The organism is Paenibacillus protaetiae (assembly GCF_004135365.1).
Taxonomy (GTDB): domain Bacteria; phylum Bacillota; class Bacilli; order Paenibacillales; family Paenibacillaceae; genus Paenibacillus_AP; species Paenibacillus_AP protaetiae.
The window spans coordinates 1,156,300-1,173,975 of record NZ_CP035492.1; the positions used below are offsets into that span (position 1 = coordinate 1,156,300).

Genomic DNA, 17,676 nt, shown 5'->3' on the forward strand with positions numbered 1-17,676 from the left:
CGTTCTCACCTATAAACGCCCGAATATTGGAAAAAGTTGCGTTTAGGAACCGGCTTGCTCCTTATTTAATCTGCGCACTTTCAAATCCGACCGCGTAATGTGGAAATTGGCATCTACATGAATTTTGGCTTGAGAGAATGCCTGATCCCAATTCTTCACTTTTTTAAACTGTTTGTTATGGCGGCGGTAATACTGCTGGCCGAAGCCGAATACGTCCGCTTTTTCATTTTTCTGCACAGACCGGATTGCAGATTCGAGCTGCTTCTCCAAATATTGGGATGCACGTTCTTCCAATTCGGCAAATCCTTTTACTTTATCAAGCGGAATATTTTCATCCAGGCTGGAAACGATTCCTTCCACATCCACCTTCAGAGAGATTTCAAAACGTTCCCCTTTCTTCCGGATATGCGTTTTCGTATGGGTATGGTCCACTTCCAGCGACACAAATGTATTCGGCTGGTCAAGTGGCACCGTTAACGATGTCGAATCTAATTTATTTTGGATAATGTTAATGGCTCTCGTCTGCTCGATGTTCAAATAACCAACCAGCTTTTGATCTTTGAATACGGCTGCCCCCAAAATTTTCACATTGGCATGAGGGTTGATTTCTTTAAGCTCATCCATGGTCTGGCCGGCTTTCGGGTCTCCGGTGAGCGTCACTGCGCCTAGTGTCAGCGCATATCCTTCCGTTAAGGTCGACCGGGAGATTTGATAGAGACGGCTTTCCGGGATGCCGCCCCACACGCGATAAAAGTTTTGGACCTGCGACTGGATTTTGCTGCTTGCATATTGTTCGCCCGGATATAACGTCTTAAGCAGATCGGCTGCCGGCACGCCCTTTGCAATGAGAATAATGACATCTTCCCGTACATACCGCGAACGCTGGATGATGTCGATAAACTTGTCCAAGCCGTTACGCGCAAGCTTCTCGTCAATAATAATGACGCGAATATGGGAAGTAATCAGTATCCGTTCTGATTTTTCGTTAATCCGGTAAGTGGCTTCCTCAATCGTATTGCCCTCGCTCGTGAAGACAACGGTTGTCCCTTGGCCTTTGCTTTCATTGGAGCCGTTGCCCTCGGCGGAGTTGATTAGCTCATAGGTCACTTTCATCGGTTTTTTAGTCCCCGGCTCGAACGCGACGCCGGTAAGCAGGACGGAACGGTTCAGCTCGATCAAATCCCAGCAGCCTGCCGTCAATACGACCATCGCTGCAATCATACCGGCGCATAGCCATTGTTTTACTTTCATGAAGCCTTCCTCCTTGCCGGCTGGGAAAATAGCGGCAGATACGGCACGCCAAATGTTTCAATTCTGGACAGATGGATCAGCATAAACGCAATGCCGCAAACGACGCCAAATAATCCCAGTACGGAGCTGAGTATAATTAGCATATGGCGGAACAGCCGGATGTTCGAACCAAATGTATAAACCGGAGCGACATAACCCGAAATGGCCGTAAAAGCGACCACAATGACGTTAATGTTAGAGACAAGCCCTGCTTGTACGACAGCTTCGCCTAATACAACCGCGCCGGCAATGGCAATGGAAGGGCCGATAATGCGCGGCATGCGGGTGCTCGCTTCCCGCAAAACTTCAAATGTAAATTCCATCAGAATTACTTCCACTACGGTCGGGAAGGGGATGCCCTCCCTTTGCGCCGCTATGCTGGCAAGCAGCGACGTTGGAATGAGCTCCTGATGAAAGCAGGTGATCGCCACGTAAAAAGCCGGCAAGCATAACGAAAGCATAAACGCAACGTATCTCATCAAGCGAATGACTGCGCCAAACATGAACCATTGATATTGATCCTCCGGCGATTTGAAAAAATCGCTTAACACGGCAGGAACCGTCAGCACAAACGGGCTTCCGTCCACTATAACGGCAACCCGGTGGTCAAGCAGGCAGGAGCAAACCGAATCCGGACGTTCGCTGTTATACGTAGTCGGAAACAATAAAAAACCTTTGGGGCTGAACAGCTTTTCCATATTCCCCGAGTCAAATATGCCAATCATATTGCTGTTGCAAAGCTTGTCCCGGATTTGCTGCACAACATTCGATTCCACTTCCCCGTCTAAATAAGCCAAATAAAGATGCGTTTTCGTTTTGGAGCCAATGACATGCTTCTCAAAACGCAAGCTTTCATTATTAATGCGTCTGCGGATCAAGCTGATATTAGTCGTTGCCGATTCCGAGAAAGCTTCCTTCGGGCCTCTAACCACGTTCTGGGTCGAAGGCTCGTCAACAGCCCGTGAAGTCAGCTGCTTGACATGCAGCAGCAAAATATCGGGGCTGCCTTCAAGCAGCAGCGCGGCATCGCCTTGGAGCAGCATAGCGGCCAACTGGCTGCGGTCTTGAATGATTTGCCCGGCAACCGCGCTCAAATAGGTTCTTTTAATGTAATCCAGCTTGTTGTCCGATACATTAAAATCCATGGATTGATCGGCTGCCGTAATGGGCTTGAGCACATTATCCATAACGTATTCGGAATTGGTCATCGTATCCAAATAACATAACAGCGCGTATTCTCCGCGAATATTGAGCGGATTCATAATGAGATCTACGCTGTTTCCGAATGCTTGCTGCATCATCGTTTGCACATAAGCCAGCGAATAATTGCCGCCTTGCGGCTGTCCTGTTGCGGCAGTCATGTTGTTGCGCGCCCCTTTCGGTACCGGATTTTGTACACCAGAATCGTGATCGAGGGGATGACCAGCTGCAGCGGGATGTGCAGCCAGTAAATAACATACTTAAGGCCTTCTTCCACATGCTCGGCCGTGTTTTTCGTTACGAGAATGGAGGAGGCGCCAATGAGCAAAGCAAGCGGCAGCTGAAAATTTTGGGAACGCCTATGGAATAAAAAGGAGGCGCCGCGTGCGCCTGCGTATATAAAAACAGAGCATTTGATCAGCACGCCGAAAATAATCATAAGCGCGACCAGCGCGTCCATCCGGGTAATGAAATCAAACAAGTTAATAAGTCTGGCTGCATCCAGCAAGGCAAAAACCGAAAATCGCTGGTTCTCGATGCCCAGCGCATAAATTTGGAGCAAGTCGGAGAACGTCAGCACCGCAGCTGTGCTGAGTAATGCGATTAAACCGATTTTCCGAAATTGCTTGGCATCCCCGATCTTTGGAAATAACGCCAGAAACACAATCATTTCCCCATACGGATACCAGATCGAATTTGTAAAAGCGGACTTGACCACCGGCCCCATGCCTTGCGATAAAACGGGAAATATCCGTTCAATATCAATTGATCTGCTGAAATAGAGCATAATGCCAAGAGCAAAGAAAAAAAGCATCACCATGCACGCAACCATAACGGCCAGCCTCCCAATGACCCGTACCCCTCCGGCCGCCGCATAAACGCTGAGCAATACAAAAACCGCTGCCAATACATGCGTCGGGGTATCATGAAGCAGAGAGGTTAGCACCAGCTCCAGCATATCTCTCACGTTTCGCGTCGCGATATAGATGAAATAAGTCACATAGCAGGCAATAAGCAGGCTGCCGACCCAGTTCCCCCATGCCCGAATGAATAAAGCATATAAACTTTTATTTTTCCCCAGCGAAATCATCCCGGCAAAAAGCAGAAACAGCAGGACGGAAGGAAGTAAAGCAGTCAAATCAACCATCCATGTGTCATAGACAACTTTGGGCGTACCGAAAATAATGGACGTTCCGAGGAGAAAAGCAAACAGTAACGCAAACGTATGGAGCGCGTTCAGCTTGGAGGTCATCGGTACAGGAGTCACTCCTTCTCTTTTTTATGTTGCTTTAGCTTGGCATGGATAAACGGCATAATATTCATGTCTTTCCATAGGGCAGCCACAAGGCTGAAGGCAATCAGGTAGATCGCAGGCTGGCCCATGAAATACGGAAACTTCCCGATTTCCTTGAACGATTCCCAGAAGGATTGTTTATAGACAAGCATGTCCATGCCAGCCATTAAAGCGAGAATGAAGATGATAAAAAAGGAAATTCCTGCTGTTGTCAATGCGCTCCCCCCTGACTTTATCCATAGTTTGCATTGGATGTGCTGGAAATATGTGCACCTGTGCCGGGATAAATAAAAAATCGCCTTCCGGGAAGGCGATTTTTTACTGCAGCTTATGATGTTGTCAAGCGAAGCGGCTCCGTCTACCGTGCCGGAATGGTCAGCACATTGGTCCAGCTTTTGCCGCCGTCTTTCGTCCGGTATACCGCCGGCTGTGTGATGCTTGTATCCGCCATCCAGCCGCTAGTCTGGCTGGTAAACGAAATGATGCTTTGGAAGCCCGGAACCGCCGGAAGATTGGTCCAGCTTTTGCCGCTGTCAAGCGAACGGCCAACCCCAATGACGCCTCCGGCCGGCGAGTAGCCTGCCAATACGGCCGCTCCGTCAATCAGCTCCAAATTGCCGGGATGTCCGCCGGGAGAAGCGGGGCCTTCACTGGCAATTCCTTGCGCACCGCCTGGAGCGGGTCCGCCCCCGGCAGTTGACTGGCTGATCACTTTACGCCAGTCAGCGCCGTTATCGGCAGATGCATAAACCGAATAAGACTGCTGCGACATTCCGGCGCCGCCGTTAAACGCCGCCCATACTTCTCTTCCTTTGACTGCCAGCTGGCCTCCCGTTACTTCATCGGATTTAACCGACAACTTCATCGTCCATGACTTTCCGCCATTAGCCGTCTCGTACAGCTTGTAGCCAAAGCCCGGCACGACTACCAGTGTCCAGCCGTTGTTTGTATCCTGAAAATCCGCATACCGCGTATTTGGAGGCGTCGGGATTTGAGTCCAGCTCTTCCCTCCGTCCGACGTCCGGTAAGCGAACGCAAAGTTATAGCCAAACCCGTTGTTCGCATCTTTAAAATCGACGTGAAGCAGCTTCAGGTCACCCGTTTTTATTTTCGTAAACGTGCTTCCCCCGTCCTTCGTATAAATCAGCGCGTTAGGCCCGACTGCATCGGATTTGGCAAGCGCCCAGCCTGTCGTATTATTGATAAAATCCAGCTCGGAAAACTGCCAGGTGCCTTTATAAATCGGCTGCCAGCTGCTTCCGGCATCCGAGGTGCCTACGATAAAGCCGTTGCCGGCGGCACGGCCCGTCGTGCTGCTCAGAAATTGGATGGCGCTGAAATGATAACTGTCTCCTCCGGCAGGCGTGCCGCTGAATAAGCCGGCAGGCGATGCAGCCGATTGAGACATAGGGACTGCTGCTGTAACTGCAGCAGCCATTGCGGTTGCTGCGATGATGACTTTCCACTTCTTCATCTTGTAATCCCTCCATTGTTCGTCTTGGCAGATCAGCTTGATATAGCTATACCCTAAAAACGAAAAGCTGCAGAATTTTGTTGCGTAACTCAACTAAATTCCATGAATATCCTTAAATGCATCCGGGTCGTAAAGTGCCTCCTTGTTCCTGGCAGCCGCACAGCTTAAAAATGTTTTTCTGATACAAAACGGGGCCGGTCCCGCTTGCGCGCATGCCCTTCAACTAGGAGCGTTTGTCAGCCTTCCTCCATTGGTGTTGTTTTTGCTTTTCTGCAGATGGATAACCTCAGAAGTACTGTTTGGCCATATCCGCAAGCTGTAATGACTAAATCCGCTTACGAGCCTAATGGCTGGAGCGGATTTTTTGTTCTTGTATAAGGTATTTTCGTTATGGTATAGTACCAATTAACCAAACATCCTACGTTTGATTGAAGAGGTGAATCTTTTGCTGCAAAAAACCAATCGTCTTACGCTTGTCGAACAAGTCGCCCACCAGCTGGAGGCGTTAATTGAATCGGGAAACTGGGAGGTCGGCAAACGAATTCCGCCTGAACCCGAGCTGATGGAACAGCTTGCAGTCAGCCGCAATACGCTTCGTGAAGCCATCCGTGCACTGACCCATGCCGGCCTGTTGACTACCAGGCAAGGCGACGGCACATACGTGTCTGCATCAAGCGCATTAGGGCCGATGCTTCAAAAACGTATATCGCGCACCGATGCGCTGGAGACACTGGAAGTACGCCAAGCGCTGGAGCGGGAAGCGGCTTACCTCGCTGCGCAGCGCCGTTCAGAGCAGGATCTGCTCGATATGCGGCGCTGTCTGGAAGAGAGGCAGGCTGCGATTCATGACCGGAATGATGAAGGATATGCCTATTGGGACGTACGTTTCCACATGGCGGTCGTGGCGGCAGCCGGCAACAGGCTGCTTCAAGATTTGTACAGCCATATTACCGAAGGGATGCGCGCGGCTGTTCTGGAAGTATACGGATTAAACAATTCCGACTACTTCGAGCATACGCATGAACTGCTGTATCAAGCCATAGCAGACCAGCATGCGGAGAAAGCGGTTGAAGCAGTTCAGCTCTACATCAATGAATCGAAAAAACATCTATAGATTGTACCGGAGGAGAAACCATGCACCCATTACAACGAGAGGCGGCCGGGCCAGACACGCAGAAACAAGCCGGCGCCTTGTTCTTGATGCTCAGCATCATGCTCATTGCTTCCAACATGCGGGCACCGCTTACTTCTGTAGGCCCGCTTATCTCTGACATTAAAGCCGACACCGGCATGAGCAGCTCGCTGGCCGGCCTGATTACAACCGTCCCGCTGCTAGCATTTGCGCTGCTGTCTCCTTTTGCCCCGCGGATCGCGCAAAAATACGGCACGGAACGCACGATCTTGTATGCCATGATTGCGCTCGTTATCGGGACGGTGTGCCGCTTTGCGCCAGGAACGCCGGCCCTGTTCGGCGGAACGGTCATTATCGGCCTGGCCATTGCCTTATTTAATGTATTGCTGCCAAGCCTGGTCAAACGCGATTTTGCCCGCCAGGCCGGCCTTGCGACCGGCTTATATTCCGTATCCATGAATCTGTGCGGCGCTTTAGCTTCCGGCATCAGCGTCCCGCTCGCGCAAAACGCCGGGCTTGGCTGGCGGGGAGCGATCGGCTGCTGGCTCATCTTGGCTGCTGCCGCATTCCTGTTATGGCTGCCGCGGATGAGCCGCCCTGCTTTATCCGTGTCCGTTTCGCAGCGCAATACCGGCGGATTATGGCGGTCGCCTCTTGCTTGGCAAGTAACCGCCTTTATGGGGCTGCAGTCGCTGATCTTCTATATTCTTGTCGCATGGCTGCCGGAAATTCTTGCAAGCCGAGGTCTCAGTGCGGATACAGCAGGCTGGATGCTGTCGCTTCTCCAGTTTTCCATGCTGCCGTTTACGTTTATCGTACCGATCATTGCAGGCAAAATGCACAACCAGCGTGTGCTGGTCATCGTCACAGCAGCCTTATACGTATTCAGCTTGCTAGGTTTTATGTTCAGCAGCACAACGCTTATCCCGGTCTGGTCCGTACTGATCGGCATTGCCGGCGCTTTTTCCTTCAGCCTCGCGATGATCTTTTTCAACTTGCGCACCAAAACAGCGCAAGAAGCGGCGCAGCTGTCAGGAATGGCGCAGTCGGTTGGCTATCTGCTCGCCGCGCTTGGCCCGCTGCTATTTGGCCTGCTTCATGATGCAGCCCATAACTGGAGCGCTCCGCTCCTTATTCTTATTGCGGCAAGCCTGCTCATCTTTATCTTCGGCATGGGAGCCGCACGCAACCGCTACGTCCGGTAAACGGGACGGAGAACAGACAGACAGCCGCCCCTGCTAGCAACACCAACAAAAACGTTCGCCCTGCAAACCGTTCCATTCGGATTGGTTTGCAGGGCGAACGTTTTTAATGCCGGATTAACGTGAAAGTTTGGATAATTTTTCGCCAAGAAGCTGGAACGCTTTCTGAACATCCGCTTTAGGCGCAAGACTGTACCGGTCGCCAATGCTGACCTCATAATAACATTGCCGTTCGCCGAGCTCCCGCGCATACGACGACAGCCCTACCCCTGTCTCGCTGCAAACCTCGGCCAGTACAGCTTCCGTCTGTTCCTTGCCATATTGAATATGGACATGGAACATATTGGACACCGGCACTTCTGGACGTGTACTCACGCCTTCGATTTCATTATACAAGGACGCCAGTTCAACGGCTTGCTCATAATAAAGCGCCATCTTTCCGATCCGTTCATTAAAATAATGCTCCGAGCTTACAATATACGGATACAGGCTGATCAAATCGCCGCCATGCCGTCTTTTCCACACCTTCGACTGCTCGGTAAACGGCGTTTCCCCCGCCAGAACCGCACCGGCGATGCCGCCGATTCCTTTATAAAAGGACACGTATACGCTATCGAACAATTCGCATATTTCGGCAGCCGATTTGCCGTAATACGGCGTCACCTCAAACAAACGCGCTCCGTCCAAATGCAGCTTGATGCCATTCGCTCTGCAATAAGCGGACAGCTCCGCCAGTTCCTCGAAGCTTGGCAGCTGGCCGCCGATTTCACGCTGCGGCAGCTCCAGCAGCAGGCAAGCAATAGGCTCTTGCAGCTGCTTCACATCTTCCAGCGTAATTAGCCGGTCTTTGTCCGCCAGCAATACCGGCTCCAGCCGATGCAGCTGGCGCAAGCCGTCCTGCTCATGAATTTCCAGATGGCAAAGCGGATGATACGCCACCTTCGGGTTGCCTGCCTCATCGCTCCATAGGCGAAGCGCAATTTGCTGCGCCATGGTGCCGCTAGGGAAAAATACCGCCGAAGGCTTGCCTAAATAAGCAGCCATGCGCTGCTCGAACTGTTCGATAACCGCCCCTTTCCCGTACATGTCGCTGTCCGTACTGCCGTCGATCTGCTCGAATACGTTCTTCAACACTTGCATATTCCGTTTGCCGTGGCCGGCCAGCGGGTACGGGCTGGCATTAAAAACTTCCGTTAAGGACTTCTTATGTTCACTCATCGAATTAATCTCCAATCACTGCTTGTATAGTCTCACTAAACAAGTTTACACAATAAACGCCGGCAAGGACAATCCGTTGCCTCGATATAAAAAAGGCGTTGTTTTATGCCTAGGCATAAAACAACACCTCCCTCCCCTTTATCTTCCCCATACCATCCAAGACCATTTTATACGTTTCGTATACCGCACAATCAGCCAGGAAGCTGCTACCAGCAAAATATACGTAATGAGGTTGTACGGATGATAATACATATTTTGCGGAGACGGATCGGCCAATTGCCGCCAGATGGTGAGCAGCATCGGGTGAATCAAATAAACGCCAAACGAGATCGCGCCAAATTCGAGCACAGCCCGAACGGCTCCGGATAAGCGTTCACAGACGATTTTACCCGACCAGATTAAGCTGACTCCCATTACAACGGCGTATACATTGTACAAAATCACATAAGCGGGCGGCCAGTAATGCGCGCCTTCTTCCGCTGAAAGCAGCATCAGAATATACATGAACCCGATGGCTGCGCCTAATCCCATGGTCCACCATACTTGCCGCCAGCAGGCGGCAAACCATTCATAATGCATGCCGATTGCCGCTCCGGTGCAGAACACAAGGGAGTAATTCGGCATCAGCGCTGAAAAATGGTCAATCGGCTTCACCCAATGGTGGATAAAATAAAAGACGCCCTGCACGATAAGCCCTAAAGCCAGCACGGCCAGCCCATTCAGCTTGAGCAGGCGAACAAGGGTCATCAGTATCGGGAACACCACATAAAACTGAATGACAATGACCATAAAATAAAGATGGTAGCCGGATTTGCCCCAAACCAGCATTTCCCAAAACTTGCCTGCGTCAACATGCACCTGATGCGTTGCAATAAGCTGATTCCCCGCATAATAAAGGACAGACCATAACAGATAAGGCACTAAAATAAACTGAATCCGCTTTTTATAAAAAGCAGCTGCCTGCTTAAGGCTCCAATCGTCATGATAGCGGTAAAACAACACCAGCCCGTTCATCATTAAAAATACAGGCACGGCAAACATGCTCAATTGGTTGGCCGCGATGTAGACCGGCGCGGACAAGCTTCCCCACGGCACTAGCGTGCGTGCGTTTGCCGTCGTGTGAATCAGCAAAACAGCCAACATCGCAACGGCTCGAACAAAGTTAAGTTCTACAATATTTTTTTTCATATCTCGGCCTTAGCAACCGGCCTTCTCTCCCCAATCCCTATTCCAGAATACATTCGGACAAGCTATTTCCGATTTTATCACGGTTAATCGGGAAGGACTATATTTATTTCCATGTGATCGGGGCTATGCTCATCCGTTCTTGCTCCGCTTAGAACGGTGCCGGAGCCAGCTGACCGGCGCCATTATGCAAGCCGCACACAGCAGCGTAAGCTGAAGCCGCCAAGGATGGTGGAGAAATTCGGACGACTCCCACGGAAACAGAAACTCAATCATGCTGAGCGCTCCTCCTCTTTTGCTTTACACAAGCCATTAGAAATAATACCGCCGGCAAATATAAAAACAACGGAAGCCACAGCCGCTGGGGCAGCACGGTCGTCGCTACTTCCAAATGTCCGTTAAAGCTGACAACCATCGTCATCGAGACGAAAAAAGCAACGACGACAGACGTCAAAATAATCGCTTTATCCCCCGCAGCCGCCAGCAGCTTGCGGATACAGTAGACAGCTGCAAACAAATGAAGCGTCAGCTTTGTAAAAGCAGTCAAGGTCAAATAACTTACTCCGATAGCGTCCAAATTTTCCAGCAGGTCCACGACATTGGACAACTTCAATAGCGCAAACGACGGATACATCATTTGCTGAAATACGTGCTCGCCCATCCCTGTAATAGCCAGCACATCAAGCAGCGTGATGCATAAGCCCGACAAAATGCACGCTCCCGCCACTGTAAACGGCAGCTGCTTCTTTTGGGCGACAAATCCCCAAAACATCGCAAATTCAATGCTTTCCCCGTAGGTTTGCATAAGGCCTGACGGCCATACCGTCTGCCAAACCTTGCCCCACCCTTCACCAAGCACAGGAAGCAAATTCGGTAAATGGATTCTTCCAGAGAAAAAGAGCAGCACGATTTCCAGCAGCAGCGACAGCAGGATTAATGGAAAAAAGAATCCGCTCATCCGCGCAAGCACTTCATAACCGCTAAACAGGACATAGAGAATGACAAGCAGAAACGTGATGGCAATTAACCAGTTTGGCGTGCCATGCAAAATTGTAATTGGGAATAAAAACCGGATGTCGCTTACAATTCTGGCCGAGTCATAGAGGAACACAAGCGGAAACAGCCATGCAAGCGGAATACCGATCCATTTGCCCAGCAGCGCGGGACACCATTCCACCAGGGATAGTCCGCCGCTTAAATGAAAGATGCTCCAATATAGCAGCACAATGCACATCCCTAACACGGAGCTGATCAGCGTAGAAATCCAAGCATTTCTCCCCGCATCGGCCGCGAAACCAAAAATAATTGTACTGCCCAGCTGAAATACCGTCATCAAGGTGAATATTTGATACTTTGAAACATGGATCATATCGTTCACTCCTCAGGATGAATAGCTTCATTCGTTAAGCCGGAGCGAATAATTCGGCCTTTCACCATTATTTCCGGCTCGATCGCAGGAAACATCTCCTCCCACTGCTTCTTGAAGACATGGTTCCAAGCTTTGGGATACCGCCTGTATACGGATTGTCCATATCCATAAATATCGCTTTTAAATTGCTGCTGCACTTTGGCGCTGGATTCCTTGATCCTTAATTTAACCGCTTCTTCTACTTGCTTTTGAATGAGAGCTTCGCCTTCGTCGCTGTCCAGATCAATGCTTGATGTATTTTCATATATATTTTCATTCAGACGGATCACGAGTGTAATTCCGACCTTGCCGCCTTCTATCGTGACATGCCGTTTCACATGTACACGTTCCAGTTCAGCGCTTATTTTTCCCGGCTCATTCGGAATATCAATTGTAATAATGCCTTTATGGATCTGATTTTTAACCCACAGCACGCCGCGTGCGTCTTTATCGCTTAGCTGGCCGATCATTTTCTCTCCTTTAAAGACCGCAATGCCTTTAACCGCTATATTCGTATTGGAATCATCTCCGCCCTGCTGAGAAGGCGTTATACTGACCAATGGCGTGTACGGTTCGACGCCGTCTGACATAACCAGATTAAGAAAGTCGATCACCCGCATGCTCGGTATCAAATTTTGAGCCATCTCCGATTTCAATACCTCGGAAGACAATTTTTCATATTTAGGCTTGAAATTTAATATATCAAGCGCCGATGTTTCCGAAACCGCAATGTAGCTGATGAGCTGCGCCTGCCTGTATCGTTCGAAAAAGTCAATGACCCGGGTTACGCCGCTTTTGGCAAGACTGTTGCCGATAATAAGCACCCGGCTGTGGGAATAAGTAATTTGCCGCGGCAGTTTCTTCTGCAGCGCTCTCGTTATATCCATAATGGTATCCCCCTCTTGGGATACCACCCAACCGGCGGAGCTTACCAGCTTGCTTTCTCCTCCGCCTTGCGCAGAACCGGTTCCAAACAGCCGCGGAATGGCAAGCAGCAGCGACAGCCGGATCTTCCCCTCTTCTGTAAGATCAAGTCCGGATGCCGTTACAATGGCAATTTCGTTCACTTCTATTTCGCTCCAGCAGGAGCTGAGCAAAACGGACATCATGACGGCTATTAATAAGACAGCAGTTTTTTTCATTGCGGCTTCCTTTCTGCTTGCTTATACAGGCGGCTCGGGTCGGGGCGGCAGCTTAACCATCCGCCTCCGGTTTACTTTACCCGTAGCTGCCGGCCGCTTCGTCATATGCGTCCACGGCGCACGGACGAATACGTCTTTCAGATCGCTGACGTGAAGCGGCGACAGCGGCGTAAGATAAGGGACGCCAAAAGAACGAAGCTTGCACAAATGGGCCAGAAGCAGCAGCAAGCCGAGAAAGATGCCATATAACCCCAGCATTCCGGCCATCAGCATCAGCGGGAAGCGAAGCATCCGGATGGCCAATCCTTGATTGTACAGCGGAAAAATAAACGAGGCGATGCCGGTAAAAGAGACGACGATAATTAAGGTGGCGGATACGATTCCGGCTTGCACCGCCGCCTGCCCGATAACCAAAGCGCCAACGATGCTGACCGCTTGTCCGGCCGGCCTTGGCAACCGGATGCCCGCTTCCCGGAGCGCCTCGAAGGCCGCTTCCATCAGAAGCGCTTCGACCAATGCGGGAAACGGTACATTCTCTCGGGATGACGCAATGCTGAGCAGCAAGGTAGTAGGAATCATCTCCTGATGGAACGTCGACACCGCGATAAAAATAGAAGGGAACGTTAATGCGCAAAAGGTCAATATTAACCGCAGCCAGCGCATAATCGTCGAGACAATAAAATTCTGGTAATAATCTTCGTTTGCTTGCAGCACGTCGGTAATTAAAGAAGGCGCAATAAGCACGAACGGCGTATTGTCGACGATGATGGCCGCCCGGCCTTCCAGAATTGAAGCCGCAACCCGGTCCGGCCGTTCCGTGCTGATCATTTGCGGAAATATTGTAAAATGGCTGTCGCATATCATTTCTTCGATATAGCCGCTTTCCAATACAGCATCCATGTCTATTCGGCTGATTCTTGATTTGATCTCATCCACGAGGCCCGGCATCACAATCGAGTCCAAATAAACGATAGCCAGCTCCGTCCGGGAGATCCGGCCGACTTGCATTGGCTCCATCTTTAAATCCGCGGTGGGCAGCCTTCTCCGGATCAGGGTCGTATTCACCCGCAAGTTTTCAATAAACCCGTCTCTCGGCCCCCGGATAACCGCTTCCGTAATCGGCTCTTCAACCGCGCGCTGCTCCCACTTTTTCAAATAAGCGAGGTGAATTTGCGGCACTCCGCTTATAAGCACGGCAGTCGCGCCTTTGCATACCGCCGTTGTGGCATCTTCGATATGATCCGTTGTTTCGAATTGATCGGCGTGGGCAATCGCATGAAGAGGGAGTTCAAGCTGGGCGTCACGTCCCGGATTGGCAAACAGCTCGCTCTGTGACATCAAAGGCTTGATCAGCTCCGATTCAATGCGCATATCGTCAACCAGACCATCCAAATAGACCGCTACAGCTATTTCCTGATTGCCCGAACAAATCGTCCGGCACACAATATCCGAGCAGCGGTCAAACTTCTCCTTCAATAAGAAGAGATCATGCTCTAATTCACCTGTTAACGTGATGCCGGTTTGATGAACGGCAGGCTCCACAGCTGCTCCTCCTCCGCTTGCAAGTCACCCTATTTTTCCCGCAACTATTAAAAACATTCCAAATCTGCGCGATGAATGCATGCAAGCGGGCGCAAAAAAAACAGCCGGACCCGAAGGAACGGCTGTTTAACGGCAGCTTGACGGCTGCTTGATAGCTTTAAAACTTCTTCTTTAAGCACGGACCTGCTCGGTTTGCTGCTGACGCATCGAGTGAATGATCGCTTCGGCTGTCTGTTGGCCGTTTGCGATACAGTCAGGAATGCCTACGCCGTAATACGAGCAGCCGGCCAGCATAATGCCCGGATAACGTTCAGCCAGCTTGTTCTCCAGCGACTTCACAATTTCATGATGCCGGATATGGTAATTAGGCATGGCATCTCTCCAAGGCGTTACTTGCACCGTTACAGGCTCGGCTGTAATGCCAAGGCTGAGCTGAATGTCGCGCAGCGCCGTTTGTACCAGCTGCTCCGCCGTATAATGCTTCAGCTCGCTGTAACGCGGGTTGGAGCTTTTGTAGAACAGCCGCACCAGCAGCTTATGTTCTTTGGACGTATGCGTCCATTTGCGGCTTGTCCATGTGCAGGCATCGCAAGCCAGCCCGCTGTGATCTGCCGTAATAAAACCTGTGCCGTCGTTCGGCAGCTCGCTGTCCGGAATGTCAAAACCGGCATATACGCTAATGAGCGAGCTGTTCTTCAGCTGGCTGAAATCCGTATCCAGCTCCTTATCCTGCAGCATCCGTTGAGCAGCTGTATAGTCGGTGCTGAGCACAACATAATCCGCATTAAGCGCCTCATCTCCCGCTATGGATAAGCGGTATCGTCCTTCGGACCGGGAAATTCGCTCCAGCTTGGCCGATTTGCGGATCTCAACCTCCGCAAGCCGCTTTTCCAGCGTATCAATTAAAGCGGAGACGCCGTCTCCGAACGAGATAAACTTGGCGTTTCCTGCACTTTTGTACTTCTGTTTATTTTCAGACAGCCCCTTTAATAGGCTGCCGTATTCGTTTTTGTAGGTTAATAAGTACGGAAGGGTAGAAGCGATCGTCAAATCATGAAGCTTGCCGGAATAAACACCGGATAATACCGGCGCAATTTGCCTTTCGACAATTTCCTTGCCCAGGCAGCTCTCCAGGAACAAGCCGATGGAATCGTTAAAGGTAAAGTTATGCTCCGGCGTATAATAATCTTTGAGCGCTTCTACTTTGCCTTCGGCCGAGATCAAAGTGCTTTCCGCCAAGGATTGAAGACTAAGCGGGATGCCGAACACGGAATCCTCAGGAATTTTTTTCAATCCGCCGTCGATATAAATATAGGATTTGCCCGTTGCGTTATACACAACTTCTCCGGTTAACCCCATATCCTCGATAAAAGGAGCGACGTTCTCCTTGCGCGCCACAATGGAATCGGCGCCTGTTTCCATCGTAAAACCCCCATCCTGCACAGTTGCGATTTTGCCGCCCAGGCGCGGCGACGCTTCCAGCACTACAACACGGGCCGCCAGTCCGCCAGAAGCCAGCTCCCGCTGCAAATAATACGCCGTAGAAAGCCCCGTTATACCGCCTCCGGCTATTGCTATCGTTTTCACATCAATTACCCCTTTTTATTCCAGATCGCGATCATGGCATAAGCTCGTTCTAGTATACCAAGAAGCAGGCCTTACGGACAAAAAAAGCCCGGAACATCTGCAAGATGCTGTGGGCTCTATCCGATGCAAGGGATTTATTCCGTACCGCTTTGTTTATTGGCAGCGCATAGGAGGCGGTCAATTTCACCCTGCACCCGCTTTTTTATACTGCTCATTTCTTGCCGGTATTGCTCAATTTTTTCAAGCCTGTGCTCGATCAGCTCAAGCTTTTTATCCATAATGCCTTTTAACTCCACCAGCTGTTTAATTTTCTGTTCGTAATCATTTGCGCTAATTAACAGCTGATGATGATCTCGCAAGTTTTCGCGAAACGACAAAAAGTTCTGTATCTCCTGCAAAGAAAAGCCGAGAACGTCACGCGCATTCGTAATTTCCTTTAGCTTGTTAATATGCATGCGGGTATAAAGCCTTGCGCCTCCCCTGCTTCGTTCCGGAGGAGAGATCAGCCCGATTTCTTCATAATAGCGAACCGTTCTTTTCGTTAGCTGGCATTCCCGGGCAACATCATCAATTTTAAACTTCTCGATCACGCGGTCCTCCTTTCCTTCCGAAGACACGTCCTCGACATGCTCCAATCGACATCCCGGCTTATCCAGACACATTCATTTTATTGGCTTTCTCATTATTTCTCATAATAACCAGATTGCGTGCGTATATAAAAATGCCTGGCACCTGACCGATAATAAACACGGGATCTTTACGGTAAATGGCATAAATGGATAAAATGGTGCTGCCCATAATGCTAAAGCTCCAAAACGATTTCGTAACAATACTTTGCTTTGCTTTTTCACTGGCAATCCACTGCAGCACGAACCTTCCGGTAAACATAATTTGCCCGACCATGCCAATGGCCACCCAAATCAGTTCTTTTACGTGAGCGTTCATATTATCTCACTTCTTCCCTAACTTGATAGCGAATCATTCGTTTGCGCAGCCAGCCGATGACGATAGCATCCATCAATCCGACAAAAGCGCGGTTTAATACGCCGTATTTGGACTTGCCGTACATCCGCTCACGATGCCGGACAGGCACTTCCGTCACTTTAAAGCCGTTCATGCGGGCAATTGTCGGCAAAAAGCGGTGGAACCCTTCAAATAAGAAAAAGGTTTCAGCTACTTCCCGTTTAAACACTTTCATCGGACAGCCGGTATCTTGAATATTGTCGCCGGTAATCCAGTTCCGCACGCCGTTGCCCACTTTGGAGGAAATTTTCTTCACCAGCGTATCGCGGCGCTTGACCCGCATTCCGTTGGCGAAATCGTAGTTCTCCATATATTTCATCAAAATTAAAATATCACCGGGGTCGGTTTGCAAATCTCCGTCGATAGAAGCAATGTATTTGCCTTCCGCCCGTTTAATGCCACAATAGATAGCGGCCGTTTGTCCGCAGTTCCGCTCGAAGTGGATTCCTTTCACAGCAGGGTCCTTTGCCGCAAGCTCGTTAATGATATTGGCGCTGCCGTCCGTACTGCCGTCGTTGACAAGTACGATTTCATAGCTTTCGATATGGCCTTTCAGCGCAGCCGTAATCGCCTCGTGCAGATGATACAAATTTTCTTTCTCGTTATAAATCGGAACCACAACGGATAATTCAACCATGCTTTTTCTCCTTTATTTCATATGGTATGAAGGGATGTGTTGTTGTTTTTAACCCCAATGTAAAGCGTTTTTGCCGCCGATCAAGCTTTTTCACACCATTAAGCATAATCACATCACACGTTAACGTCAACGTTAATTTTAATAATTATCATAATTTGCATATCTTGCAGCAAATAGGCGAAAAAATCATAAAATTTAAACGAATTTAATAGATTATAAGTTTATGAGCGGACATCACGCTTTATAACCAGTTTCTCTTTCCGAAACGGCCGATATACCTCGGTGTTTATAAAGCTTGCAAGCCGGAGGGCATAACAAAAAGGCCAAAACCATTGCTGGTTT

The 17,676-nt window shown here is 49.9% G+C and carries 17 protein-coding genes; 2 read left to right on the plus strand and 15 right to left on the minus strand.

Features of this window, described 5'->3' with window-relative positions:
- Window positions 1–42 precede the first annotated feature (42 nt).
- The 5 genes from ET464_RS05165 to ET464_RS05185 all read right to left on the minus strand — a co-directional run bounded on the left by ET464_RS05165 (window position 43) and on the right by ET464_RS05185 (window position 5,258).
- Window positions 43–1,251 carry a Ger(x)C family spore germination protein gene (locus tag ET464_RS05165; protein ID WP_129438832.1) on the minus strand — a complete coding sequence of 403 codons (1,209 nt, stop codon included), beginning with the start codon at window positions 1,249–1,251 and terminating at the stop codon, window positions 43–45.
- Window positions 1,248–2,651 (minus strand): spore germination protein, encoded by a 1,404-nt coding sequence (locus tag ET464_RS05170; RefSeq protein WP_244226676.1) that lies wholly within the window; start codon window positions 2,649–2,651, stop codon window positions 1,248–1,250. Before ET464_RS05170 ends, ET464_RS05165 begins: the two co-directional genes overlap by 4 nt.
- Window positions 2,648–3,757, minus strand: a complete 1,110-nt coding sequence (locus tag ET464_RS05175; RefSeq protein ID WP_244226677.1) for a GerAB/ArcD/ProY family transporter — start codon at window positions 3,755–3,757, stop codon at window positions 2,648–2,650. The genes ET464_RS05170 and ET464_RS05175 overlap by 4 nt, the downstream gene beginning before the upstream one ends.
- Window positions 3,754–3,999 (minus strand): hypothetical protein, encoded by a 246-nt coding sequence (locus tag ET464_RS05180; protein ID WP_129438834.1) that lies wholly within the window; start codon window positions 3,997–3,999, stop codon window positions 3,754–3,756. Before ET464_RS05180 ends, ET464_RS05175 begins: the two co-directional genes overlap by 4 nt.
- A gap of 143 nt (window positions 4,000–4,142) precedes the next feature.
- A complete protein-coding gene (locus tag ET464_RS05185) occupies window positions 4,143–5,258 on the minus strand; it encodes a WD40/YVTN/BNR-like repeat-containing protein (RefSeq protein WP_129438836.1) in 1,116 nt (371 codons plus the stop codon).
- Window positions 5,259–5,703: 445 nt separating this feature from the next.
- Between ET464_RS05185 and ET464_RS05190 the strand changes: the two genes are divergently transcribed.
- Window positions 5,704–6,372 (plus strand): FadR/GntR family transcriptional regulator, encoded by a 669-nt coding sequence (locus ET464_RS05190; RefSeq protein WP_129438838.1) that lies wholly within the window; start codon window positions 5,704–5,706, stop codon window positions 6,370–6,372.
- A 20-nt stretch (window positions 6,373–6,392) separates the two neighbouring features.
- Window positions 6,393–7,595, plus strand: a complete 1,203-nt coding sequence (locus ET464_RS05195; RefSeq protein ID WP_129438840.1) for a CynX/NimT family MFS transporter — start codon at window positions 6,393–6,395, stop codon at window positions 7,593–7,595.
- 114 nt (window positions 7,596–7,709) lie between these two features.
- On the opposite strand, the gene ET464_RS05200 is transcribed toward ET464_RS05195, so the two are convergent.
- The 10 genes from ET464_RS05200 to ET464_RS05240 all read right to left on the minus strand — a co-directional run bounded on the left by ET464_RS05200 (window position 7,710) and on the right by ET464_RS05240 (window position 17,334).
- Window positions 7,710–8,810: a threonine aldolase family protein gene (locus tag ET464_RS05200; protein WP_129438842.1), complete on the minus strand. Its 1,101-nt coding sequence runs from the start codon at window positions 8,808–8,810 to the stop codon at window positions 7,710–7,712.
- Between the two features lie 138 nt (window positions 8,811–8,948).
- Complete coding sequence (locus ET464_RS05205; RefSeq protein WP_165279904.1) at window positions 8,949–9,953, minus strand: acyltransferase; 1,005 nt, start codon at window positions 9,951–9,953, stop codon at window positions 8,949–8,951.
- 174 nt (window positions 9,954–10,127) lie between these two features.
- Window positions 10,128–10,271, minus strand: a complete 144-nt coding sequence (locus ET464_RS19745; protein WP_165279905.1) for a hypothetical protein — start codon at window positions 10,269–10,271, stop codon at window positions 10,128–10,130.
- Window positions 10,264–11,364: a GerAB/ArcD/ProY family transporter gene (locus ET464_RS05210; RefSeq protein ID WP_129438847.1), complete on the minus strand. Its 1,101-nt coding sequence runs from the start codon at window positions 11,362–11,364 to the stop codon at window positions 10,264–10,266. Before ET464_RS05210 ends, ET464_RS19745 begins: the two co-directional genes overlap by 8 nt.
- A gap of 5 nt (window positions 11,365–11,369) precedes the next feature.
- The gene (locus tag ET464_RS05215) at window positions 11,370–12,545 is read right to left on the minus strand and encodes a Ger(x)C family spore germination protein (RefSeq protein ID WP_129438849.1); all 1,176 of its coding nucleotides are present in this window, start codon (window positions 12,543–12,545) and stop codon (window positions 11,370–11,372) included.
- 21 nt (window positions 12,546–12,566) lie between these two features.
- On the minus strand, window positions 12,567–14,087 hold the full coding sequence (locus ET464_RS05220; protein WP_129438851.1) for a spore germination protein: 1,521 nt from the start codon (window positions 14,085–14,087) through the stop codon (window positions 12,567–12,569).
- Window positions 14,088–14,258: 171 nt separating this feature from the next.
- Window positions 14,259–15,674 carry a protoporphyrinogen oxidase gene (locus ET464_RS05225; RefSeq protein WP_129438853.1) on the minus strand — a complete coding sequence of 472 codons (1,416 nt, stop codon included), beginning with the start codon at window positions 15,672–15,674 and terminating at the stop codon, window positions 14,259–14,261.
- A 134-nt stretch (window positions 15,675–15,808) separates the two neighbouring features.
- A complete protein-coding gene (locus ET464_RS05230; RefSeq protein ID WP_165279906.1) occupies window positions 15,809–16,309 on the minus strand; it encodes a MerR family transcriptional regulator in 501 nt (166 codons plus the stop codon).
- A 13-nt stretch (window positions 16,310–16,322) separates the two neighbouring features.
- Window positions 16,323–16,619, minus strand: coding sequence for a lipid-A-disaccharide synthase N-terminal domain-containing protein (locus ET464_RS05235; protein ID WP_129438857.1), 297 nt, complete (start codon window positions 16,617–16,619; stop codon window positions 16,323–16,325).
- Window position 16,620: 1 nt separating this feature from the next.
- Window positions 16,621–17,334 carry a glycosyltransferase family 2 protein gene (locus ET464_RS05240; RefSeq protein ID WP_129438859.1) on the minus strand — a complete coding sequence of 238 codons (714 nt, stop codon included), beginning with the start codon at window positions 17,332–17,334 and terminating at the stop codon, window positions 16,621–16,623.
- Between the last annotated feature and the right edge of the window lie 342 nt (window positions 17,335–17,676).